25 protein-coding genes are annotated in these 23,017 nt (G+C 57.5%); 6 read left to right on the forward strand and 19 right to left on the reverse strand.

Annotation, left to right across the window (positions count from 1 at the left end; all coding sequences use genetic code 11):
• The first annotated feature begins 33 nt into the window (after positions 1-33).
• Positions 34-1,830, forward strand: a complete 1,797-nt coding sequence (locus tag AAEZ08_RS10170; RefSeq protein WP_181066785.1) for a bifunctional diguanylate cyclase/phosphodiesterase — start codon at positions 34-36, stop codon at positions 1,828-1,830.
• On the opposite strand, the gene AAEZ08_RS10175 is transcribed toward AAEZ08_RS10170, so the two are convergent.
• From AAEZ08_RS10175 to AAEZ08_RS10260, 18 genes are all read right to left on the reverse strand, one after another.
• Positions 1,797-2,264: an SEL1-like repeat protein gene (locus AAEZ08_RS10175; RefSeq protein WP_058064186.1), complete on the reverse strand. Its 468-nt coding sequence runs from the start codon at positions 2,262-2,264 to the stop codon at positions 1,797-1,799. The two genes, AAEZ08_RS10170 and AAEZ08_RS10175, sit on opposite strands and share 34 nt — an antisense overlap.
• Positions 2,264-2,641, reverse strand: a complete 378-nt coding sequence (locus AAEZ08_RS10180; RefSeq protein ID WP_058064185.1) for a hypothetical protein — start codon at positions 2,639-2,641, stop codon at positions 2,264-2,266. Before AAEZ08_RS10180 ends, AAEZ08_RS10175 begins: the two co-directional genes overlap by 1 nt.
• Positions 2,638-2,964, reverse strand: coding sequence for a helix-turn-helix domain-containing protein (locus AAEZ08_RS10185; RefSeq protein WP_181066786.1), 327 nt, complete (start codon positions 2,962-2,964; stop codon positions 2,638-2,640). The genes AAEZ08_RS10180 and AAEZ08_RS10185 overlap by 4 nt, the downstream gene beginning before the upstream one ends.
• 163 nt (positions 2,965-3,127) lie before the next feature.
• Positions 3,128-3,577 carry a YkvA family protein gene (locus AAEZ08_RS10190; RefSeq protein ID WP_058064183.1) on the reverse strand — a complete coding sequence of 150 codons (450 nt, stop codon included), beginning with the start codon at positions 3,575-3,577 and terminating at the stop codon, positions 3,128-3,130.
• Positions 3,578-3,967: 390 nt separating this feature from the next.
• A complete protein-coding gene (locus AAEZ08_RS10195; protein ID WP_058064182.1) occupies positions 3,968-4,282 on the reverse strand; it encodes a ComEA family DNA-binding protein in 315 nt (104 codons plus the stop codon).
• A gap of 124 nt (positions 4,283-4,406) precedes the next feature.
• Entirely contained in the window at positions 4,407-5,675 is a 1,269-nt protein-coding gene (flgL, locus tag AAEZ08_RS10200; protein WP_181066787.1) for a flagellar hook-associated protein FlgL, read from the reverse strand.
• Positions 5,676-5,687: 12 nt separating this feature from the next.
• Positions 5,688-7,724, reverse strand: coding sequence for a flagellar hook-associated protein FlgK (gene flgK / locus AAEZ08_RS10205; protein WP_500124210.1), 2,037 nt, complete (start codon positions 7,722-7,724; stop codon positions 5,688-5,690).
• 3 nt (positions 7,725-7,727) lie between these two features.
• Entirely contained in the window at positions 7,728-8,900 is a 1,173-nt protein-coding gene (gene flgJ, locus AAEZ08_RS10210; protein WP_500124211.1) for a flagellar assembly peptidoglycan hydrolase FlgJ, read from the reverse strand.
• A 10-nt stretch (positions 8,901-8,910) separates the two neighbouring features.
• Positions 8,911-10,011, reverse strand: a complete 1,101-nt coding sequence (locus tag AAEZ08_RS10215) for a flagellar basal body P-ring protein FlgI (protein WP_102821442.1) — start codon at positions 10,009-10,011, stop codon at positions 8,911-8,913.
• Between the two features lie 14 nt (positions 10,012-10,025).
• Positions 10,026-10,721 carry a flagellar basal body L-ring protein FlgH gene (gene flgH, locus AAEZ08_RS10220; RefSeq protein ID WP_500124212.1) on the reverse strand — a complete coding sequence of 232 codons (696 nt, stop codon included), beginning with the start codon at positions 10,719-10,721 and terminating at the stop codon, positions 10,026-10,028.
• 84 nt (positions 10,722-10,805) lie between these two features.
• On the reverse strand, positions 10,806-11,591 hold the full coding sequence (flgG, locus tag AAEZ08_RS10225; protein WP_058064176.1) for a flagellar basal-body rod protein FlgG: 786 nt from the start codon (positions 11,589-11,591) through the stop codon (positions 10,806-10,808).
• Positions 11,592-11,626: 35 nt separating this feature from the next.
• Positions 11,627-12,367: a flagellar basal-body rod protein FlgF gene (flgF, locus tag AAEZ08_RS10230; protein ID WP_058064175.1), complete on the reverse strand. Its 741-nt coding sequence runs from the start codon at positions 12,365-12,367 to the stop codon at positions 11,627-11,629.
• Positions 12,368-12,565: 198 nt separating this feature from the next.
• Positions 12,566-14,035: a flagellar hook protein FlgE gene (locus AAEZ08_RS10235; RefSeq protein WP_058064174.1), complete on the reverse strand. Its 1,470-nt coding sequence runs from the start codon at positions 14,033-14,035 to the stop codon at positions 12,566-12,568.
• A 31-nt stretch (positions 14,036-14,066) separates the two neighbouring features.
• Positions 14,067-14,750, reverse strand: coding sequence for a flagellar hook assembly protein FlgD (flgD, locus tag AAEZ08_RS10240; RefSeq protein ID WP_058064173.1), 684 nt, complete (start codon positions 14,748-14,750; stop codon positions 14,067-14,069).
• A 19-nt stretch (positions 14,751-14,769) separates the two neighbouring features.
• Positions 14,770-15,213 carry a flagellar basal body rod protein FlgC gene (gene flgC, locus AAEZ08_RS10245; RefSeq protein ID WP_058064172.1) on the reverse strand — a complete coding sequence of 148 codons (444 nt, stop codon included), beginning with the start codon at positions 15,211-15,213 and terminating at the stop codon, positions 14,770-14,772.
• Between the two features lie 11 nt (positions 15,214-15,224).
• The gene (flgB, locus tag AAEZ08_RS10250; protein ID WP_003279648.1) at positions 15,225-15,629 is read right to left on the reverse strand and encodes a flagellar basal body rod protein FlgB; all 405 of its coding nucleotides are present in this window, start codon (positions 15,627-15,629) and stop codon (positions 15,225-15,227) included.
• A 199-nt stretch (positions 15,630-15,828) separates the two neighbouring features.
• A complete protein-coding gene (cheR, locus tag AAEZ08_RS10255; protein WP_085987863.1) occupies positions 15,829-16,698 on the reverse strand; it encodes a protein-glutamate O-methyltransferase CheR in 870 nt (289 codons plus the stop codon).
• Positions 16,688-17,620, reverse strand: a complete 933-nt coding sequence (locus AAEZ08_RS10260) for a chemotaxis protein CheV (RefSeq protein WP_003279646.1) — start codon at positions 17,618-17,620, stop codon at positions 16,688-16,690. Before AAEZ08_RS10260 ends, cheR begins: the two co-directional genes overlap by 11 nt.
• A 90-nt stretch (positions 17,621-17,710) precedes the next feature.
• Here AAEZ08_RS10260 and flgA point away from each other — a divergent pair, with 90 nt between their 5' ends.
• The 5 genes from flgA (at position 17,711) to AAEZ08_RS10285 (ending at position 22,272) form a co-directional block, all read left to right on the forward strand.
• Positions 17,711-18,451 carry a flagellar basal body P-ring formation chaperone FlgA gene (flgA, locus tag AAEZ08_RS10265; RefSeq protein WP_058064171.1) on the forward strand — a complete coding sequence of 247 codons (741 nt, stop codon included), beginning with the start codon at positions 17,711-17,713 and terminating at the stop codon, positions 18,449-18,451.
• Positions 18,452-18,564: 113 nt separating this feature from the next.
• Positions 18,565-18,897 (forward strand): flagellar biosynthesis anti-sigma factor FlgM, encoded by a 333-nt coding sequence (gene flgM, locus AAEZ08_RS10270; protein ID WP_058064170.1) that lies wholly within the window; start codon positions 18,565-18,567, stop codon positions 18,895-18,897.
• A 41-nt stretch (positions 18,898-18,938) separates the two neighbouring features.
• A complete protein-coding gene (locus tag AAEZ08_RS10275; protein WP_003279641.1) occupies positions 18,939-19,409 on the forward strand; it encodes a flagella synthesis protein FlgN in 471 nt (156 codons plus the stop codon).
• A gap of 62 nt (positions 19,410-19,471) precedes the next feature.
• Positions 19,472-20,218 (forward strand): flagellar brake protein, encoded by a 747-nt coding sequence (locus AAEZ08_RS10280; RefSeq protein WP_036990675.1) that lies wholly within the window; start codon positions 19,472-19,474, stop codon positions 20,216-20,218.
• Positions 20,219-20,523: 305 nt separating this feature from the next.
• Entirely contained in the window at positions 20,524-22,272 is a 1,749-nt protein-coding gene (locus AAEZ08_RS10285) for an AMP-binding protein (RefSeq protein WP_181067544.1), read from the forward strand.
• Here the strand turns inward: AAEZ08_RS10285 and AAEZ08_RS10290 are convergent.
• The gene (locus AAEZ08_RS10290; protein ID WP_157999788.1) at positions 22,228-22,833 is read right to left on the reverse strand and encodes a Crp/Fnr family transcriptional regulator; all 606 of its coding nucleotides are present in this window, start codon (positions 22,831-22,833) and stop codon (positions 22,228-22,230) included. The two genes, AAEZ08_RS10285 and AAEZ08_RS10290, sit on opposite strands and share 45 nt — an antisense overlap.
• Positions 22,834-23,017 lie beyond the last annotated feature (184 nt).

The raw sequence follows: 23,017 nt of genomic DNA on the forward strand, positions 1-23,017 counted from the left end.
GTGGCCCTTTTTCTTTCACGCCCAGAGAACCCCATGACAGTCACCGAGCAGTTGAGCACGCTGGGACATATCCTTGCTCACGGAGACATCACAACGCTTTTCCAACCCATTGTTTCACTCTCGCAACGTCGCATTCTCGGTTACGAGGCTCTCAGCCGCGGCCCATCCAACGGCCCATTGCATTCCCCAATCAACCTGCTCACCACGGCCCGCCACGCAGGCCGCCTCAATGAACTTGAGATGAGCTGCAGGGAAACTGCATGTCGTCGCTATAGCCAGATAGCCCTGCGCGGCAAACTCTTTCTCAATGCTTCCCCGGAAACGTTGCTTGACGCAACACACAAACCTGGACGAACGCTTGAGCTGCTCCGCACCTTCGGAATTTCTCCCGATAAGGTGGTTATCGAACTGACCGAGCAGGCGCCTGCCGATGACCTTGAACTGCTGGACAAGGCGCTTCATCACTACCGCTCGATGGGCTTTAGCATCGCCCTGGATGATCTGGGCGCAGGCTATTCCAGCCTGCGCCTGTGGTCCGAACTGCGCCCGGATTACGTGAAAATCGATCGCTATTTCATCGATGGCATCCATCTAGATCCGGTCAAACGCGAGTTCGTCGAATCCATCCTGAAGATCGCTCGCGCCTCTCGTACCCAAGTTATCGCCGAAGGCATCGAACTACGCGAAGAGCTGGCGGTGTTGGCCAGCATGGGCATTGATCTGGTCCAGGGCTACCTGCTCGGGCGCCCCCAGGAACTACCAATGCAAGATATCGAAGAGGTATTGCCTTCGCCTGAAGCACAGCAGACCGGTTTCGGCGAGGACTCCGTGAATCTGTCCGCTCTGCTAATGCAGCAACCAGCCATGTCCGCAGACCGGCCGGTTGCCGAGGCGCTCGATGCGTTTCGTAGGCAGCCCAACCTGAACTCCATTGCAGTGCTGGACGCCGACGCCAGGCCAGTAGGCATCGTCCACCGCGGCCTGATCTCCGACGCGCTACTGAAGCCCTTCGCCACAGATCTGCTAGCGCGCAAACCTCTCAGCCGACTCATGAGCAAGGACTTCCTCGCCGTCGGTCTCGACCAGTCTTTACAACAAGTTAGCCGGCTGCTCACCAGTCGTGCTCGCCAGCGAATCGAAGAGGACTTCGTCATCACTCTCGCCGGGCGCTACCATGGTCTTGGCCGTGTAATCGACGTATTGAGACTGATCACTGAACTGAAGATCCAGCAAGCGCGCCACGCCAATCCACTGACATTGCTACCGGGAAACGTGCCGATCCAGCAATGTCTGACACGACTGTTGCTGCAACGACGGCAAGCGTCGGTCTGTTATGTGGACATCGACAACTTCAAGCCATTCAATGACCTGTACGGCTACGCGAAGGGTGACGAGGTGCTGCTGTGTTTGGCCCAATGCCTGAACGAACGGATAGATCCACAGGTGGATTTCGTAGGCCATATCGGCGGCGACGACTTCATGCTGGTGCTGAGCGGCCGTGATTGGAAGCAAGGTATCGAGCAGCTGCAGCGTGATTTCATGTTTCGTAGCAGGATGTTCTACCAGCAAGAGCATCTCGACGCCGAGTGTTTCATTTCCTCCAGCCGTGACGGCTGTGAGCAGCGCTACGCATTGCTGTCGCTATCCGTAGGTGTAGTGAATGTGCGCCCGGAGCACACTGATCGACTAGATGCGGGCAGGCTGGCCGCTATGGCCTCGGAGGCTAAACGCTACGCGAAGCAGATTAACGGCCCCAGCTTTCATGTCATTGATGCAGGCGACCCTTTAAAGGCCAGTCATAACCCCAGCTGCGCCGCCTTCGCCTTGTAGCGGTCTGCCTGCTGGACGTCAGCAGCTAGACCATGGCCGCCAGCGCGGTAAAGCTGCTCGAGCCTGACAGCAGCCAGAGGGTGCCCAGCTTCAGCTGCCTTCGTCCACCAGCGGGCGGCTTCGCCGCCGTCAGGCCCATGCGATGCGTCTTCGCTCAGGCTGACGACACCCATCTGGTAAGCCGCCTTCATGTCACCTGCAGTGGCCGCCAGCCGCAGGAGCCGGACGCCTTCCTGCTTGGCACCATAACCACGGCCGCGAAAATACAGAATGTGGCCGTAGAAGCTCTGTGCTGACACGTCCCCGAGAGCTGCCATGCGTGCAAACTGCCCCTCCATCCAACGCCAGAGCTTGGGCTGCTGGACAGCGTGGTGGGACATCATCAACTTGCGGGCAGCGACATAGCCTAGCCGCGCACGTAGCCTCCCCAGCATCAGGGTTCCTCCGGATAATCGAACTCGAATACCCGCGCTACTTCTCCAGCATGCCAGGACGCCGCCGCAGCACCATCTGCTGGTCCGCTGAAACGCCCGAGACGCGAGGCGCACTCGAAAAAGCCAATACGTGGCAGGCGGCTGGCGCCTTGACTGATAACCAGCGCGCTGCGTAACGGACGCTCCGAACGGGCATCCAATGCGGCGAGGTGTTCCAGCGCCGCAGTAAGAGTTTGCATCGCAGGTGTGGGCAGCTGCAGGCGCTCGACCAGTGCGCGATAGGTCACCAGATGTCGCTGCCGACGCGCGTGATCCAGCTCGCTGATCAATGCCTGCCAATGCTGACGGCTAATGGATATCGCCGCCTGTTTGCTCAAACGTCATCCTCCCATCCGGAAATGTCCATCGCACGAGCCAGAGCGCGGCGGATAGCGGCATCCGGCTCACGCTCGCCCGTCTCGATCAATCCGAGATATGCAGGACTGATTCCGACCAGGCGTGCCAGGGCTTCCTGGCTAAGACCCTTGGCATCGCGCAGCGCAGACAACCCGCTTAGAGGTGGCCTGGGCTGGTCTTCAGAAGCAGCAGCGGATGCAGCAGGCGAGCGCACACCGACTGCATTCAGGAGCGCCTGATACTCGTCCCATGGCAGTACGGCGTACTCCGGTGCGCCGTCACGCATGATGACCTGAACATTCATCCGTTTCCCCCTGGCGTCGTTGATCGATCAGAAGCGGGATCTTAACAGCCCGAGCGGCTGGTTGAAGCTACCAACCTGCCGCATGCAAGAACGAATCGAGATCAACGCCGCAAATGTGCGCCAGGTATCGACCAACGGACTCTTTACCGGCTCTAGCCAGGCATCAGACTGGCTTGCTTGGAGCCTTGGGTTCATTCAGATCAGGCAACTGTTGCAGACCCGCCTGGCGCTCTGCCGTCTGGGCCATTTTCCATGCTCTGAAAGCATCCAGCTCGCCCGACCACTTGCGCATAACCCAGCCCAATACAGCAAGATCATCGACAAAGCCGAGGCCTGGTATCCAGTCCGGAATGGCGTCTATGGGCGAAAGAAAGTAGAGCAAGCCGGCGACCACTGCGACCAGTGCCTGCGGGTTGATCGCGCGATACTCTCCACGCCACCAAGCTACGCAAAGTGCTTGCAAGAGACTCAGATCCTCCCTCAGCCCCTTAAGCAGTCCGCGCTTGGACGAAGATTTACGCGCCACGGCGAGCAGAAGCGCGGGAATTTTTCCACGCTTGATAAGACGCTGCGCGATTGGAAGATATCTAAGGAAACTCCAGGGTGCCTTCATCTCATGCCTCCAACCTGCGTCATCACTGACATTGAGAACGTTATCCACCGATCCTGTGGATAACCTTGTGAACAGTTTATGGATGACTGCCGCTAATGCCCTATCTACGGGGCTGCTGAACAGATCGGTGTTTTTTTATCCAGCGACCCAAAGCATTAAAAATCAACAACTTACGAGCTCTGTAAAATCAAGCAGCGGCGGGAGATAAAAACGAGAGACGCGCTATTCCGAATGTGCATAACCGTGGATTGTCAATGGCTTTACAAGCACTTCGACTGGTGGCAGCACTGGGCGTTCGCCCTCATCGACAGCAATCACAGCAGATAGGGGAGCAAAGCGGGCGATCTTTGAAACAAGAGGCCGATCATTGCGATCGGCCTCGGTGCAGCGTTACTGAAGGCTGAGTTGATTGCGGATTTTTTCCAGCGTTGCCGAGCCAATGCCATTCACTTCGAGCAATTCATCTACCGAGCTGAACGGGCCATGCTCCTCCCGATAGTCAACGATGGCCTTGGCCTTCGTTGCGCCGATGCCTCGCAGCTCGCGAGATAGCGTCTGGGCGTCGGCGGTGTTTAGATTCACAGACGCCTGAGCTACGGCAACAGTGGTTGCTGGTGCAGGTTGGGCCTGAGGAGCGGCATAGGCGCCGAAGGATACGCTGGAAAACACGGCAAAAGCCGCAGCGGCAAGTAGAGCTTTGCGCATGGTCATGTCCTTATGAGGTCGTAAAGTACGTCGTGCGGGACTTCCTGCTCCGCGTCAGCCAATCTAGCTACCTGCGGGGCAAAGTCAAAACGAGGTGGTCTTTTTGCGAACCTCGTCAAGATCTTCAGCGCATGGCGTTGAACAGATTCAACCCGCTAATTTTGACGTAACTCTGCTGCGCCGCCTCGAGTATGACCGTCTGAAACGACAATCTCGACAGAGCCTCCGCGTAGTCCAGCTCACGAAGCTCGGCCTGGACGGATTTATTCACCAGGGTCACGTCTTCATTGTCGGTCTGGGTGCTCTCGATCACGTTGAGCCTGGCGCCGATATTACCCCGAGCCGAATCCACGCTGATCATGCCGTGATCCAGATTGGAAAGCCCAACCGCAACCGCGTCCCGAATATTGGCATTACTGGATGCTGGATCTTCCAGAGCCATACGTAGGTTGGATATCGTCCCCAGAATGCCCTGTTTCTGTGCATCCGAATCCAGCTGAATCTCAACCGTCTCGCCCCCTGCGGGAACGCCATCGAATTGAATGACGACACCCCGAAACACCAGCTTCTCGGTGGTTTTGTCATTCTGGTCGACCGCACCGGAAGCCAAGACAAGACTGTCGTCGATTGGAGGATTATTGAAATCCGGAGGGGCGGCCAGATCGTAAACCACGTACTGGGTCTCAGAAGTGAAGCGTACCCCTACCCCTGCTGCTGGGAACGCTGGATTGCCGCTGATAGCAACTTCATCCTGAACTAGCGGTGGCGAAACACTCAGCGTCGAACCCGGCTGCCCCGTTGTATCCAGCGTGCTCTGGTAGCGCCCCGCGTTAGTCACGTTTTCAAATATAGACTTGCCGCTATCACTGATGGCGATGTTCAGCGAGCTGGCGATCTGTAGCTTGCGCTGCCCTTCGTCACCCTGATAGCTGTAGCTACCATCTCCTGCGCGCACGAACGGTTGCGTCTTGCCCTGGAAGCCGGAGAACAGGTATTCACCTCGAGCGTTGCGAGTATTCATCAGCGAAAGCAGCTCATCCTCGCGTACGGTCAACTCAGATGCGATCGACTTGCGGTCCTCTGCACTCAAAGCCCCGTTACCCGCCTGAACGGCCAGCTCGCGCACCCGCTGCAACACGGTATTCACCGAGTTGAGCGTAACTTCTTCCTGGGTGAGGCTGTTTTTCGCGGCAGTCAGGTTGGAGTTGTACTGAGTAAGCACATTCTGCTGCTGCTCAAGCTGCAGCAGACGCACCGAAGCAACCGGATCATCGGCAGGCGTGAGAATCCGGTTGCCAGTGCTGATCTGCTCCTGGGTACGGGTCGCGTTGGCATAGTTGCGCTGCAACCCGGCGACGCCGTTATTGAATGCTTGCACGGTAGAAATGCGCATAGGTCGGGCCTGTTACCTGAAGGTGCTGATCAATGTATCGAACAAAGAGCGGGCAACTTGAATGATCTGAGCCGAAGCGTTGTAGTACTGCTCGAACTTGATCAGGTTGGCCGCTTCCTCATCCAGGTTGACTGCCGATAACGAATCACGATTATCAGTAGCCTGCTTCAGAATCGAGCCGGTCGCATCGCTATCCATCCTTGCCTGTGCGGTCAGCGTACCGACGCGTTCGACCAGCTCGCCATAACCATCGGTAAAACTGAAACCCGAACCATTCACAGCCGCATCCACGCCAACGGTTTGCTTCGTCTGCAAGTCCACCAGCTTCAATGCGTTGCGGTTATCCGAGACACCGCCCTGGTTGAACGCCATTGAGAACCTGTCGCCGTCTTTAGGCGTACCGCTCAAAGAAAACTCGAACTGGTGGTTGGCATCACCCACTACCAACGAATTTTTTTGTCCTGGCTGGATGGTCGCGGTCGAAGAGTAAGTAACCGTCGGTGGGCTCGTACTGCTATCAACGTTGCGAAATTGAGCAGTACCGCCGGTAATCGTAACGGTTCCGGGGTCGGTAAAAGTGAGCGTCGCTCCACTGCTGCCAAACACCCCCTGCAACGCGGGAATGCTAATCGGTGAAGGCCCCGAGATCATGTCCGGCTGACCAATCGCGCCAGTGCCGGCGTTCTGCAAATTGCTTTCCGCCCGCACAGGCGCGGCAAACGCTAACTGATCGGCCTGATCCAACGTCGTTTTGATATCGGATGCACCGCGCCGAGTAGGCTGCAATGTGAACTTGTCCCCCGCAGCCGGTGCGGGGGTGCCGAGCACGACCTGGAACCCTTGGTCGCGGCCATTCTTGTCAGTGATCGACAGCGTGCCGGACGGATTTTCCGCTACGGTCATCAGCTGATTGTCGCTCAGGCGACGGACTTTATATCCGCCACCGTCGTATTCCATCAGGTAGTCGCTGGTGGTGAGGACGCTGGTATCAGTAATGTTCAGTACTGGCTGCGCATTGCTGTTGCCGGCGAACGCGTTGACGCGCAGCTTGGCCAGGGCCGGATCGTTGTAATCGCCAAATAGCGCTGAGCCGACCTGGCCCTTCAGATCCAACCCCTGCCCCAATTGAGTGTTGACCTGATCACTGACGGCAAGCGCCAGCCGGCCCAACGAGTTCATGGTGGAGTCCAGCACTTCCTCGCGATAGCGGATCAATCCGCCCAGCTCACCACCGGATATTTGCGAGGTAATGCCCTGCCGCGAACCGCCGCTAATGAACTGCACTTCGTGACGGTTGGGATCGCCCTGCCCTGGCACCACTTCGAGCTGTGCCACCGTGCTGCCCACTACCAGGGGCTGGCCACTGCCTATGAAAATGTTGAAGCTACTGTCGTCCTGCGGAACCACGGTAACGCCAATATAGCCGGACAACTGGCGTACGGCTTCATCGCGGGCATCAAGCAGATCGTTCGGCTGTTTGCCGTTCGCCGCTGCGATAGCGATCGCATTGTTCAGGCTACCGATGCTGCCAGCCAGTCGATTGACCTGGTCGGTGACCGCAGACATTTGCTTGTTGGTGAAGTTGTTCTGCTCGGAGAGACGGTCATAGACGGTATTGAAACGCCGCGACAGACCCTCGGCCTCGGCCAGCACCAGTTGGCGCGCCGGTATATTCGCCGGATCCTCGGCAGCGGTCTGCAATGCAGAGAAGAACTTCTGCAGCGACGGGGTGATACCTGTAGTGGTACCTGCCAGCAGTGAATCCAGCTGATCGATCTGGCTCTTGTAGGCTTCAACGTCGCTGTTCAGCGAAGTGCTGCTACGGAGCTGGCTGGTAAGAAACTCGCTATAGGTTCGGCGAATGTCGACCAGCGATGTACCCGAACCGATGTAGCCGGCGCCGCTGAACTGCGGCGAGCGGGTGGCCTGGGTCGCATCTTGGCGGCTATAACCAGGCGTGTTGACGTTGGTGATATTGTGGCCGGTGATAGACAGCTGGGTTTTGCTGGCAGCCAGGCCAGAAAGGCCAATGCTCAATAGGTCAGCCATGATTTAGCCTCTGGTCCGCATGGCGGGCACCGAATTCGCATCGGCGACGGTCTGATAGGTCTGCATCTTGCGCGCAATCTGAGTGATCTTGCGGGCGTACTGCGGGTCTGTGGCGTATCCGGCTTTCTGCAACTCTTTGACGAAGCGCTCCGAGTCGCCGGTGTTACTGGCAACCTGAATAGCAGTCTTATAGCGTCCATTGTTTTCCAGCAAGCTGACGAAATCGTCGAAGCTCTGCTCGAACGAGTCATAGGCACGGAAGCCCGCCTTTTCACGGGTTGCTTTGCCATTGACGTATTCGGTCGTCATTACGGTGGCGGACTCCCCTTTCCAGCCGGTCGCCTTGATACCGAACAGGTTGTGACTGTTACTGCCGTCCTTCTGACGGATCATGGATTTACCCCAACCGGTTTCCAGCGCCGCCTGCGCGACCAGGAAACGCGGCTCGATACCTAGGCGCTCCGCCGCCTTCTCGGCCATCGGCAGCATGTGAGCGATGAACTCTTCGGAGGAAGCGAAGCGCGTCTTGCTCGGCGCATTCGGTGCGCTCTTCTCCACGCCATTGACTGTCAACGGCTTGTCCTTCGGCGGCACGAAGGCCGTAGCAGGCTTCCAGTCGACATTTACCAATGGCTGCACACCTTCGGCGGCGGGTGTCTGGGCGGTAGCCGTAACATCTGCCACCTGCCGCTCGATCGATCTGCCTGGCAATGCCAACCGACGCTGATTCAGCAGCCGGGAATCATCTCGAGTGGATTCGGCGGCGGCCGTCGGCTTGCTCGGCCAGGCAGCACCTTCGGTCTGCGCCACCTGCGCGAAGGGGTTATTTCGCGTAACCGTTTCGGTCTGCTTGCTCAACTGGCGCACCAGGACATCCGCCAACCCGATGCCGCCGCCTTCTTTCGACAAGCTGACCGACAACTGCTGATCGTACATTTCCTGGTACTGCTTGCTCGCCTGGCTGTTCAGCGGGTTGTCCTTGGCCAGAACTTCGGTGGCCGACCGCATGGACTTGAGCATTTCGTTGAGAAAAAGCGACTCGAACTCCTGCGCAACCTTGCGCACGTTCTCTTCCCCATCCCGATCTTTTCCGACCTTGAGCTGGTTGAGACGATTGAGGTCGGTGTAGCTGCCGCTATCGAGGCCGCGACCACCGTTTCCGAGTCGATTTTCCATATCGCTACCCTTAAATCACGATCAGGTCGGCTTGCAGCGCGCCGGCTTGCTTCAACGCTTCGAGAATGGCCATCAGATCGCTAGGCGCCGCACCAACCTGATTCACCGCCCGAACGATTTCATCCAGCGTGGTACCCGGGCCGAACTTGAACATCGGCTTGGCTTCCTGTTCGGCCTTGACGCGGGTGTTGGGCACGACGACCGTCTGCCCATCCGAGAACGGCTCGGGCTGGCTGACCTGCGGGTCTTCCGAAATGGTTACGGTCAGGCTGCCGTGGGTCACTGCAGCAGGTTGAACCCGCACGTTCTGGCCGATCACGATAGTGCCAGTACGCGAGTTGATGATGACCTTGGCTACCGCCTGGCCGATCTCCACTTCGAGGTTTTCCAGAATCGACAGGTAATCCACACGCTGGCTCGGATCGAGCGGCGCGGTCACACTGATCGAGCCGCCGTCGAGCGCCTGCGCGACGCCCGGGCCAAGCAAGTCGTTGATCTGATCGACGATGTTCTTAGCCGTAGTGAAATCCGGGCGATTGAGGTTCAGCGTCAGCGTGTTGCCCTGGTTGAAACCGCTCGGAACCGGACGCTCTACCATCGCACCACCGGGAATGCGGCCCGCCGACGGTGAGTTAACGGTGATCCTCGAGCCATCCGCACCACCTGCATCGAAGCCGCCCACTACCAGGTTGCCCTGAGCGATCGCATAGACGTTACCGTCGATACCCTTGAGTGGCGCCATAAGCAGGCTGCCGCCACGCAAGCTCTTGGCGTTGCCGATGGACGAGATCGTGATATCGATGGTCTGCCCCGGCTTGGCGAACGGCGGCAGCTCGGCATGGATGGACACGGCCGCGACGTTCTTCAACTGGATGTTGCCACCAGCCGGCACCTTGATACCGAACTGAGCAAGCATGTTGTTGAAGGTTTGCACGGTGAACGGGGTCTGAGTGGTCTGGTCACCACTGCCATTTAGCCCTACGACCAAACCATAGCCGATCAGCTGGTTGCTCCGTACACCCTGGATGGTTGCAACGTCTTTCAAACGTTCAGCCTGGGCGCCAGCGCAAAGCGTGAGTAAACCCGTGAGCAGAAGCATTTTTTTCCACATGGCATCAGCTCCGGTCAGAAAGGCCACATAGGGCTCATGAAGAATCGGTCGAGCCAGCCAGGCTGGCTGGCATCGGCAAAGGCACCGGTTCCGGAATAGGTGATTCGCGCATCGGCAATACGGGTGGACGGAACCGTGTTGTCGGTGGAGATATCGTCTGCGCGAACCAGGCCCGCAATGCGCACCAGTTCGTCGCCGGTATTGAGCGTCATCCACTTCTCACCCCGTACGGCCAAGATGCCATTGGGCAGTACTTCGGAGACGGTCACGGTAATCGAACCGGTTAGGCTGTTGCTCTGACCGGCCTGGCCGGACCCGGACGTATCCCGCGATGCGTCGTATTCGGCACCCAGGTTCATCGAGTTTCCCGTCAGAGGATTGGCCATCGAAACCGCACCACCGAACAGCGAGCCGAGGCCAATACTGGCGCTGCTGTCCTTCGAAAGCTTCGACGATGCATTCTTGCTGGCCTGAGTCCGCTCGTTGAGGGTAATGGTGATGATGTCGCCGACTCGGTAGGCCTTGCGATCACCATAGAGGAATGTTTCAAAGCCCGACTGATAGATCGCGCCATTGTTCTGCGCCGCCGGCAACGGCGTACGCGGCAGCACCGGTGCGTAGTACGGATCGTTCGGTTTCGGCGCAGGAGCAACACATCCGACCAGCGCCAGGGCGGATGACAGCGAGACAACAATCAACGTGCGGCTCATAAACACCTCAAGCCATGACAGGCCATCGAAACTACTGCGAGCAGCACAAGCTGTGCGTACCCGTATACAACGGCGAACGCTCGATCAGAGCTGTTGCGTAACGAACGACAGCATCTGATCGGCGGTGGAAATCACCTTGGAATTCATTTCGTAGGCGCGTTGAGTAGTGATCATGTTCACCAGCTCTTCGACGACGCTAACGTTGGAGTTTTCCAGAGTGTTCTGAAGAACCGTGCCCAGCCCGTTGAGCCCCGGCGTGCTCACCTGTGGCGCACCGCTGGCGGCGGTTTCCAAGAACAGGTTGTTTCCCATCGCCTGGAGACCGGCCGGGTTGATGAAGTCTGCGGTCTGGAGGTTGCCGATGATCTGCGGCTGGGGATTGCCCACCGTCGTCACCGATACCGTGCCGTCTTCGCCAACCGTAAATGTCTGGGTTTCCGGCGGAACCACGATGGCAGGCTCCAGCGCATAACCGTTTGAGGTTACCAACTGACCATCGGAGCTCAGGTGGAAGCTGCCGTCGCGAGAGTAGGAAACCGTTCCATCAGGCAGCAGAACCTGAAAAAAGCCGCGGCCGTTGATAGCCATATCTAGCGGCTGCTCGGTAGTCTGCAAACTGCCCGCGGTGAATATCTTCTGGGTGCCGGTCACCCGTACACCGGTACCCAGCTGAAGGCCCGATGGCAGCTCGCTGTCCTGGCTGGATTGGCCGCCAGGTTGGCGACGAATCTGATACAGCAGGTCCTGAAACTCGGCCCGATCACGCTTGAAGCCAGTGGTGGAAACGTTGGCCAGGTTGTTGGAAATGGTCGTCAGGTTCATGTCCTGAGCGGACAATCCCGTCTTGCTGACCCAAAGTGCTGGAAGCATGAGCTTTCTCCTCGTGCGCCGCCGGCGCCACGCTATTAGCTGATTTGCAGTACGCGCGCCATGGCAGCCGCATCATCTTCGGCGGTGCGCATCATCTTTACGTGCAGTTCGAACTGGCGAGACAGCGCCAGGATGGAAGTCATTTCAGCTACGGCATTCACATTGCTTGCCTCAAGAAAGCCCGAAACGACTCGTACATTTGCGTCCGGCTCAATGGCCTGACCGTCCTTCATGCGGATCAGGCCATCGGTGCCCTTTTCCAACTGCTGTGGATCCGGATTGACCATCTTGATTCGGTCCACCGTAACCACGATATTCGGGTTCTCGCCCAAAGCCCGGATACTGATGGTGCCGTCCTGGCCGACATCAATCTTCTCCTCCGGAGGAATCGCGATCGGCCCACCGTTACCCATAACAGGCATACCTTGAGCCGTGCGCAACATTCCGAGCGCGTCAATATTCAGGCTACCGGTGCGAACATACGCCTCGCTACCATCAGGAGCCTGCACAGCAATCCAGCCCTCACCCTCGATGGCGACATCCAGATCACGACCAGTTTCCTGCAGCGTGCCCGAAGTAAAATCGGTGCCAGGCCGTTCCGACATGGCGTAGACCCGAGCCGGATGGCTGTCACCGAATACCTGCATCGAGCGCGCTTGTTCGAAGTCCCGGCGGAAGCCGGTAGTGGATATATTTGCCAGGTTGTTGGCATGGGCCTGTTGGGCCCGCGCATTCTGGCTGGCACCGGTCATGGCCACGTAGAGCATCTTGTCCATCGACTTCTCCGAGACGCGAGTTTGACACTTGCGATTCTGTTGATCAGAGAAAATGCAAGGCGCGTGCCAGCACCGGACACCCTAGGCAAGCCATTGAATTAATTGAAATTTCAGAAAAAGAAGAAGGCCCTGGCGGGCCTTCTCTTGCGGAAGCGGCGGAATACTGCCGTCAGCGGCAATGCTCCATTGCCACCCCTATCAACGCAGATTGATGATGGTCTGCGTGATCGCGCTTTCGGTTTCGATGGTCTTGGCGTTGGCCTGATAATTACGCTGGGCAACGATCAGGTTAACCAGTTGATCCGACAGCTCGACGTTCGAGTCTTCCAGCGCACCAGCCTGCAGCGCGCCTAGCGTGCCGGACCCCGGCGTGCCGACGACAGGCTCGCCGGATTCGAACGATTGCACCCACTGTGTCTTGCCGACAGGAGTGAGGCCCTGCACGTTGGCGAAGTTCGCCAGAACGATCTGCCCCTGCACCTTGGATTGGCCGTTGGTGTAGCGCGCAAAAATTACCCCGCTATCGTCAATTTCCAAGCCTGCAAGCTCGCCAGTCGTGTAACCATCCTGGCTCACACTGTTGACGGCGAAGGTGCTGGCGTACTGCGACGACTTCGAAAAATCGAGCACAATGCCATCCGGGTTGGCTAGAGCGCCGTTAGCGGACCAAGTGGCGGGAGTAGCGCCGTTTGAAATGGCGGGAATCCAGCCGCCTGTAGGGGGATTGCCCGTGGCCGAGTTCAGCGTCACCTTCAGGTCGGGCGAAACGCTGAACAGCGCAGAGCCGCCAGTGTCCACGGAGGTCAGCGCGCCGGACGCATTGAACGCCAGCCCCATAACGTAAGGCTGCGGTGGCTCCTGCGCAGGGTCCGCCGGGTTACGACCGTCTACAAGCACCTTCATGTCCCAGGTGTTCGCACTGGTCTTGACGAAGTACTGCGTCATGACATGGTCGTTACCCTGAGAATCGTAGATTCTTACCGACGTGGAATTGTTATAGGTCGTCGGATCGGACGGATTGAACGTAGCACTGGCCTGGGTCGCCGCATAAGCAGCGGCCTGCACCATTTCCGCATTGGTCGGAGCCGCAACATCAGCTACGTTTGCCGGGTTGCTGATCCAGGTGGAATATTCGGAGTCATACGTGGCTTGCCATGTGGCAGGCGCCTTCTGCGTCGAGTTCAGATTAAAGGCCGTATCGATCTTGGTGGTCGCTTTGGGTTCCTGATTGGTGGTCTGAATTTGCAGGTCACCAACCACGCCATTCTGCAGATTTCCATTACCGTCGACGGGAAAGCCTTGCAGTTTGTAGCCGAAGTTGTCGACCAGGAAACCGCTGCGATCAGTGCCGAAGTAGCCAGCCCGGGTGTAGCTGACCGCACCGTTGTTGCTGACCTGAAAGAAGCCATTGCCGTTAATGGCCAAGTCCAGCGCATTTTGGGTGTAGTTGATGTTGCCCTGATTGAATTGCTGGGAAACGTTGGACATCAATACGCCGCTGCCCTGCGGGTTCTTCCCCGTACCTAGCACCGATGACGCATACACGTCGGAAAACTCCGCACGCGACTGCTTGAAGCCTACAGTACCGGCGTTCGCAATGTTGTTGCCGGTGATGTTGAGGTCCTTGCTTGCGGCACGCAGGCCGCTAAGACCGATATTGAAGGACATTGAATCGCTCCTTTGCCGAGAGTGCCGGCGGTTATTGTCCGATGACCTGGACCTGGGAAAGTCCGATGCTGCCGATACCGGCAAGATTGAGCATCAGCTCCCCGCCGTTCTGACCGAGGGTGACGCTGTCGACGTTGGCAGGCAGCAAGGTATACAACCCCTTGGTCTCACCTTGATACGTAGCCTGCGCCTCGAAGCGATATGTGCCAGGCGGCAACACATTGCCGCTGGAATCCTTGCCGTCCCACATGAAGGAGATATTTCCGGCTTCCTGCTGCCCCATGTTGACCCGGCTAACCGCCGCCCCGGAGCTGTCGTAGATATTGACGAACACGTTGCTACTGGACGTTGGCAGAACCATGCTGGCCTTGAAGGTCTCACTGGTATCCACCACGGCTTTATCAGTCGGCACGATCACCTTGCGGCCTACCAGTGACGACGCTTGTAGCGCCTGCGATGACTGATAGCCAGACAGAATGGTCTGCATGCTGGAGTTCAGCTTCTCGACGCCCTCGACCGTGCTGAACTGCGCAAGCTGGCCGATGAACTCGCCGTTCTCTTGCGGCTCCAGAGGGTTCTGGTTGTTCAGCTGGGCGACCAGCAGCTCAAGGAATTCGTTTTTGCCAAGGTCGTTTCCCTTGGCCTCTCGGCTCTCACCAAACTGATACTGGTCGAGTATCGAACTGGTACCGCCGACGCCGCCTGTTGTGCTCATAAGTGCGTTCTCGTATCAATCACTGACCCAGTGTCAGCACTTTCTGCAACATGGTTTTGGCCGTATTCATCAGCTCGGCATTCGTTTGAAATGCGCGGCTGGCTGAGATCATGTCGGCCATTTCTTCCACCACGTTCACATTCGGGTAGTACACGTAGCCCGCCTCATCGGCAGCCGGGTGATTGGGCTCATAACGGGCTTGAAGCTCGCTTTGATCCTCAACCACGCCCAACACCTGGACACCGACGCCCGCCTGATCCTGCCCAGCGAACAGCGACTGATCGGGTTGGCCGTTGGCATGCTGAAAGACGGTGGCGAACACCGGATGCCGGGCACGGTAGGTCTGATCCACGCTGGATGAAACGGTCTCCGCATTCGCGATGTTGCTGGAAATAGTGTTCAGGCGGGTGCTCTGGGCACTCATGCCACTGCCGGCAATGTTGAATATGCTGCTAAGGGACATGGAAGGCTCCTTTATTCGCCACGCAGGGCGCTCATCAGCCCCCTGAACTTGCTGTTGAGCAGGGTGAAGCTCGCCTGAAAGTCAACGGCGTTCTTCGCGTAATTGGATTGCTCGATCTGCAGATCGACAGTGTTCTGGTCAAGCGATGGGTGCGCGGGCATACGAAAGCGCAACGATGCGTCGGCTATTTCCATCCCCTCGGCCGCAATGTGCTTGTCACTGGTCAGCGCCACACCGAATCCGCCCTGACTACGGGCCGACTGCTGGGCAAGCACGCTACTGAAATCCAGATCGCGAGCCTTGTAGTTCGGCGTATCGGCGTTTGCAATGTTATTGGCCAGCACTTCAGCACGCTGCGAGCGGAAACCAAGCGCCTTCTCGTGAATACCCAATGCCTTGTCAAAACTAATGCTCATGATCTGGCCCTCTGCCGGATACAAGTCTGCTTGCGCATACTCACAGCAAAGCCCGTGCCATTGATTTCAAAGCACTGATTTACAAGGGAAAAGAGGTATACAGCGAGGCCGAAGGCGTCAAAAGCGGCAAGTCTTTACCGCCTTTTTGCCGCAACCGTCATATTGCATGACGGTTTTCTGCCGCGGGGGGACGGCCGGATCACTTGGCCTTGTAGATGATTCCTGGACTGCACTGCACCATCTGGTACAACTCCGGCAGCCCGTTAAGCGCTTCTGACGCGCCCAGGAACAGATAGCCACCTGGACGCAACGTGGCATGAATACGCTTGAGGATGTCTTTCTTGACGTCGGCGGAAAAATAAATCAACACATTTCGACAAAAAACTATATCGAACTTGCCTAAACCGGCATAACTGTCGAGAAGATTCTGCACCCTGAACTCGACTCTAGAACGAATGGGCGCCTTTACCGCCCATCGTCCAGGGGCCTTCACGTCGAAATAACGCTGCAAACGTTCTGCCGAAAGGCCACGAGCAATGGCCAGACTGTCGTATTCAGCCGCCTTGCAAGCGGCAAGCATTGTTCCCGATAGCTCCGTGGCTACGATTTGCACACCGGTCTTCGGTTGACTGGGACTGCTGCGTTCAAACTCATCTATCGCCATTGAGAGCGAATAGGGCTCTTGTCCAGAAGAACAAGCGGCCGACCAGATACGCAAGCGCTGGCCGGATCCCGCTTTGAGCATCTCTGGCAGGACCCGACTTTTGAGTACTTCGAACGGATAGGTATCACGAAACCAAAGCGTCTCGTTGGTAGTCATCGCATCAACGACCAACTCCCGCAGACCACTACGTGGCTGCGCCTGGATTTTCCTGACCAAGTCGCCAAGCGTCTTAAGCCCCTGCTGCTCCATCAGCTTATTCAGACGACTGGTCACTAAATACTGCTTATTAGTGCCCAGCAGAATGCCGCACGTCTTTTCAAGAAATACCCGGAACTGCTCGAAATCCAGATCGACTGACACCAATAAAGCCTCACCATCGTTAGAGGAACTAGCCTCAGTTTGCATCCGCCTGCCTGATTCGATCTGCCACCCGAGCAGCGAGATCGTCAGGCTGGAACTTGGCGAGGAAATCGTCCGCCCCCGCCCGCTTCACCATGTTCTGATTGAACACGCCGGAGAGAGAAGTATGCAGGAGTATATGCATACCTTGCATACGCGGGTCGTGCCGCACCTCGGTAGTCAGGGTATAGCCATCCATCTCCGGCATTTCAATATCGGAAATCATCATCAGAAATTCTTCTGCGGGCTTCTTGCCTTCATCGGCCATGCGCCGCAGATAGTTGAGCGCATCTCGCCCATCATTCAACTGGACGACCTCAATGCCAAGATTCTCCAGACAGCGGGTGATCTGCTTACGCGCGACTGACGAATCATCAACAACCAATACCCGGCAGGACAGCGCCTTGGCACGGGTATCATCATCTACCACGCCCGGTGAAACCTCTTCCGAAGTCGGTGCTACCTCGGCCAGCACCTTCTCTACATCGATGATTTCCACCAGCTTGTTGTCGATATGAGTAACTGCCGTCAAGTAGTGATCCCGCCCGGCACCTTTGGGTGGCGGCAGAATAGCCTCCCAGTTCAGGTTGACGATTCTTTCTACCGAGCTCACCAGAAAACCCAGCGTCCTGTTGTTGTACTCGGTGATCACAGCGAAGGAATTTTCCAGGTCCATCAGAGCCGACTTGCCCGTGGCAAGCGACAGATCAAGAATAGGCAGCGTACTGCCCCGAATGCTCGCCACGCCGCGAACCACCCTGCCGCACTTTGGCATCACAGTCAGCCGAGGACATTGCAGCACTTCGCGCACTTTGAACACGTTGATGCCGTAAAGCTGATCGCCATCTAGGCGAAACAGCAGTAGCTCCAGGCGGTTTTGCCCTACCAATTGGGTACGCTGGTTAACCGAATCCAGTACACCGGCCATGCCAGTCTTCCTCTCTGCTTGCAGATAAACGGGGCCGGACTAATAAAGACGCGGCACGCCCCTTGCTTTGGTTCGGACATGAACGTCCATATGACTATTTCCTGGCGCAGCCGGCGGATGCTGTGCAAAAACGTGCTGCTACCCGTGCTTTGCGCGATGGGACAGCTCGCCCATGCATCAACCATGTCACATCCTGAACAGCTTATCGACGTGACCAAGCAGTTTCTTGAGCGCGAAGTAAGCGACTATTTGAGCCGAAGCGGAATTGATGCGCGGCACGAGATTCATGTCAGCCGCCTTGATCCTCGTTTGCGCCTGAATCAATGCGACCAGCCACTGGGTGCAAAACTGAGCAACACCTCTCCTCCCATAGGACGGGTCACGGTGCGGGTAAGTTGCGAAGGCCGCAGCCCCTGGTCGGTTTTCGTTCCTGCGCAAGTCCAGCTCTATCGCGAAGTGATCGTCGCCAACAAATCTCTTCTGCGCGATACGATACTCAGCGACAGCGACGTTAGCCTCGCGGAGCGAGATATATCCGCTCTCAACCAAGGCTATTTGACGCGACTAGACGAGGTGATGGGCAACAAGCTGACTCGGCCGATACAGCCAGATCAGGTGATCTCACCGAATCAGCTGGAAATGGCAGAGGTGGTTCGCAGAGGCGATCAAGTGGTCATCACCGCCAGAAGCGGTTCGATCAGCGTCCGCATGCCCGGCGAGGCAATGGCGGATGGCGCGCCTGGGAAGCAGATTCCCGTGAAGAACCAGCGCTCTGGCCGCACAATCAGGGCGCGCGTAACTGGGCCTGGCCAAGTTGAAGTAGCAATGTAGTCACCAAACCGGCCATGCAGTTTTCCCGTGTGCCCCTCTAAAAAAAGCGCTAAAGTTTCGCTTATTGTTGCCGAACACATGGCAAGCGTCCTGATCCCTTCGAGGTTTGCATCATGGTCATCGACTTCAATCGGCCCAACAGCCCAATGAATGCCCCTAGCGGGCGCAACGGCGTGCAAGGCAACGAGCGCGCCGGCAACACCCAGCAGACACCTGCTGGCGAGGCGCCCAAGCCCGGCACCGTAAGCACCACCAGTACCAACGACACAGTACAACTGAGCCCAGAAGCCCAGCGTCTGCAGCAGGCTGCCGACAAACTGAACGACCAACCGGCGGTCAATCATGAGCGTGTTGCAGAGTTGAAAAAGGCGATCGCTGATGGCTCCTATCAGGTCGACAGTCAGCGTGTTGCAGCCAAAATGCTTGCATTCGAAACGCAGCACTGAGGCTGGACCCAACACCCACGCGAGCATGCCCAGAGCCCGAAATGCACGATACAGCCCTGCTTGAGCAGCTAACCGACGATATCGGCATAGCACGCCAACTCCTTGAGCTCATTGATCAAGAGTTCGCGGCGCTGGGTGACCGCAACCTGGCGGACCTAGAAGCCATTCTGGCGAAGAAGCAACCTCTGCTTGCTCTCCTTGGCCAGCACGGTGCGCAGCGCAGCCAGTGGCTGATCAGTCAGCATCTGACTCCAGACCGCACGGGATTGGAAGCCGCAGCGAGCAAATCCGATAGCGGTGTAGCCATCCTTGAGCAGGCCCAGCTACTGGAGGCCGAGCTTGAGCATTGCCGCAGTGCCAACGAGCGAAACGGCCGTCTTATCCGCGCCAACCAGAGCGCGCTTGGCGGCATGCTGAATATCCTGCAGGGCAAGGAAGACACACCCGGCCTCTACGACAATCGAGGCAGCGCAGCCAGAACCAAGCAGCAGCGCCCTTTGAGCCAAGCCTGAACGAACGACTGCACAAGGACGCAACGCAATGGTGAGAACAATGCGCCGGAGAGCACCGGACCGTGTCTAGCTCATTTTTTGGCGACGAAGGACCGCAGCCTCCCAAGGTGATGACGGCTCCACTCGAAATTTACGCCAATCTACGCCCCCTCCTGGACAACAACATCCCGCTAACCCTACGCTTCGCCGAGCGCAGCCAGCGCTACCAGAGCTTTTTGGTCGAGATGAATCGGGAGACCGGCTGGATCGCACTCGACGAACTGATTCCCAACGACGGGGAGCGTCTTCTCGTGCAGGGCGAGCCCTTTCATATCGAGGGCTTCCATGAAGGCGCGCGAATCTCATGGACCAGCGACCAATCTGTGCATGTTGGCGAGATCAACGGCGCACGCTGCTACTGGATACCAACGCCAGCGGCGCTGACCTATCACCAGCGGCGCAATGCATACCGCGCTCAACTCAAAGAGATCGAAGTAGCGGCTCAACTGAGCAGCACAACGACAAGAAAGGCACTCGAAGGCAGGTTACTCGACATATCTGCTACAGGATGCAAGCTGAGCATCAAAGGCGACTTACAGAGCAGCCTGCAGACCGGTCAGGTTTACGAGCTCTCTGCCAAACTACCTATAGGCGCCATCCAGACCGAAGTCGAACTTCGCCATCTGGTCATCGATGAAAAAATGAACACCTCGATGTGCGGCCTACGCTTCCACCGCCTCAGCGGGCTCACTCAGCGGCAGATCGAGCGACTGGTGTATCAACTTCAACGCGATGCACGCCGCGAGAATAACGAAAGCCCATTCGGCTGATACAGAAAAGGGCCTTCAACGCTCAGCGCTGAAGGCCCAGAGTCTGCCCCATCGGCTGCGCCCAAACCCCGCGCAACCAATCCTGCGATTACGCTGCCCACCCCGAACTGCGAATGGCACTACGGCTATAACCGCGGACGGCTGAGCCAACCTGCCGGTCTCTCACTCTGAATAGAGTAAACGGGTCAAGGCCGACTGGCCTGACACCAGTTAGCACCTATTGACGCTCCGTTGATAAATGTTAATGAGCGCTCGACGATCACCGCCCACTATCTGCGTTCTTCGTTCCTGAAAAGCGCATAACAATGACTAACAATCGCCCCCGCACCATCTACGAACTACTCGTTGCCTCTGCCGAGCGAGCACCAGAATCAACCGCAATAACGTTCGTGGATGATCTCCACGGCATCAAGCCCCCCGCCCGCCAGACCCACAGCCAGCTACTGTCGAGTATTCATCGGAGCGTGAATATGATCAGGAGCCTGACAGGCAAATCACACCCTGTCGTTTCTCTGCTGCTCCCGAATATCCCGCAAGCCCAGACACTCCTCTGGGCGGCAGAAACAGCCGGCATTGCCAATCCACTCAATCCACTGTTGAGTGACGAAGCCCTATTCCAGCTGATGGCCAAAGCCCAGACGGATATCATCTTTGCCCTGAGCCCAAGTCACGGAGCCGAACTCTGGGAGAAAGCCGCCAGGGTAGCCAAACGCCTGCCAGGTAGACCAGCCTGTATCTCGGTTTATGGTCCAACCGACGAGCCAGGCTACGACTCCGAAGTTCTTCACTACGACGACGAGCCCTTACGTAAAACAGGCGCACCCACCGCCGAAGATATTGCGGCCTATTACCATACGGGCGGAACTACCGGCACGCCAAAACTGGCCTGTCATACCCACGCCAATCAGTTAGCTGCCGCGGCTGCCGTGATCGATAGCATGCAACTGACGGGGACAGATATCGCGATTAACGGGCTGCCCATTTTTCACGTAGCCGGAGCCATCGTAAACAGCCTTGCCATCTTGGGGGCTGGCGGTGAACTGGTGCTTCCGACGATTGCAGGCTTCCGGAACCCCGAAGTAATCCGGTACCACTGGGATCTAGTCGAGAGGCTAGGCGTGACGATCAGCAGCGGCATCCCCACCTCCATGACGGCGATGCTCGACGCGCCGACCAATGGCGCGGACATCAGCACTCTTAGGTTCCTACTTTCCGGCGGAGCCCCCGTTCCCTTGAAGCTCCACGAGCTTGCACACACCAAAGCAGGACAGGAGCTCTACCAGGCTTATGGAATGACCGAGTGCAGCGGAGTCATCGCACTTCCCGATCTCAGCGGGCCCGCAGTCTGGGGTAGCGTTGGCAAAATCAAGCCGCCTGTTGAAGCGCGTATCGAAGACGGTGAAGTCTGTGTGCGCAGCCCCATGGTCTTTCAAGGCTACCTTGGCCAAAAATCACCCGTGAGTAACGACGGCTGGCTAAGAACCGGCGACCTCGGACACATCGACACCGAAGGCAATCTCTTTATCACCGGGCGCACAAAAGACCTCATCATCCGTAGCGGCCACAACATCGATCCGGCATTGATCGAAAGCTGCCTGGAGCAGCATCCAAGCGTTGGAATGGCCGCGGCCATTGGAGCGCCTGACGAATATGCAGGCGAGCTACCCGTCGCTTACGTTCAGCTCCGCGCGGGAGCCGAAGCGACGTGCGAAGAGCTTCGACAATACGCTGCCGAGCACATAGCAGAGCGTGCCGCCTGCCCCAAGAAAGTAATCATTCTTCAGGCACTGCCGATTACAGCCGTTGGAAAAATCTTCAAGCCCAAACTGCGGGAAAACATCACCGAGCTGCTGCTTCACGAATTACTGAGCGAGCGGATAGAGCAGATAGGAGTCGAGAGCCGCCATACCGAAAAAGGCGAGCTCGTCGTGAGGTTATGGAACATACCCTCAGGCGAAGAACAATGGTGCAGGGACCAACTCAGGCGGCTGAATCTACGGCTAGAAGAGCTAACGCTGGATGAGCGCGCCCACGCGACGCTTCAGCCTGGATAGCGAAGCTGGCTCCATCCCTAGGTAGCTGGCGAGGTGATATTGCGGCACGCGCGTGACCAGCCATTGCTGATGTTCCAGCAGCCACATATAGCGGGCCTCGCTGTCACATGTAAGCAACACTGCCTCGCGCTGCTCATTACGCAGCATGATGTCCTGCACATAACGATTGAGCAGCTGCTGAAGCTGGGCGTTCGCATTGCACCCGGCCTGAAAAATGCTGACCGGGAAGGCTGCCAAATAACAAGGCTCCAGCGCTGCAATTGTGTAAGAGCACGGCTGGCACCTCAGAAATGAACTGAGCGAGCCAATCAATCGCCCCTCATGGAAGAAGGCCTTGTTCCACTCCTTGCCGCTTGGGGACAGGTAGTAGTAGCGAACTAGACCTTTAAGCACCACGTAAAACTGGGTAGGCAGTTGCCCGGCCCTGATAATGACCTCGTCTTTCTGGACTTCATGGAATCTTGCGAGATCGGACAAGTCGCCAAGAAGCCCTTGATCGACGAGACCCAGGGCCCGCAGCTGAAGCTGGAGCGCCTCACGAGACGTGTAATGTGCACTCACGGCAATCGGCCCACCAACCGGACACATTTGTCGGACCTGCACCGTAGCGCATTCGACAAACAAAACGCGAGTACCGGCCCGCGCCGGGGCGAAACCAACTGCCCGCCCGCATCGACCTCCCAAAGAAGCCTGATTCGTACGAGCATCCAAGAGCGACGAACGAAAGGTGCAGCAACGCACCGCA

The sequence above is a fragment of the Pseudomonas sp. E45-MNA-CIBAN-0222 genome (assembly GCF_040310405.1).
Taxonomy (GTDB): domain Bacteria; phylum Pseudomonadota; class Gammaproteobacteria; order Pseudomonadales; family Pseudomonadaceae; genus Stutzerimonas; species Stutzerimonas stutzeri_AC.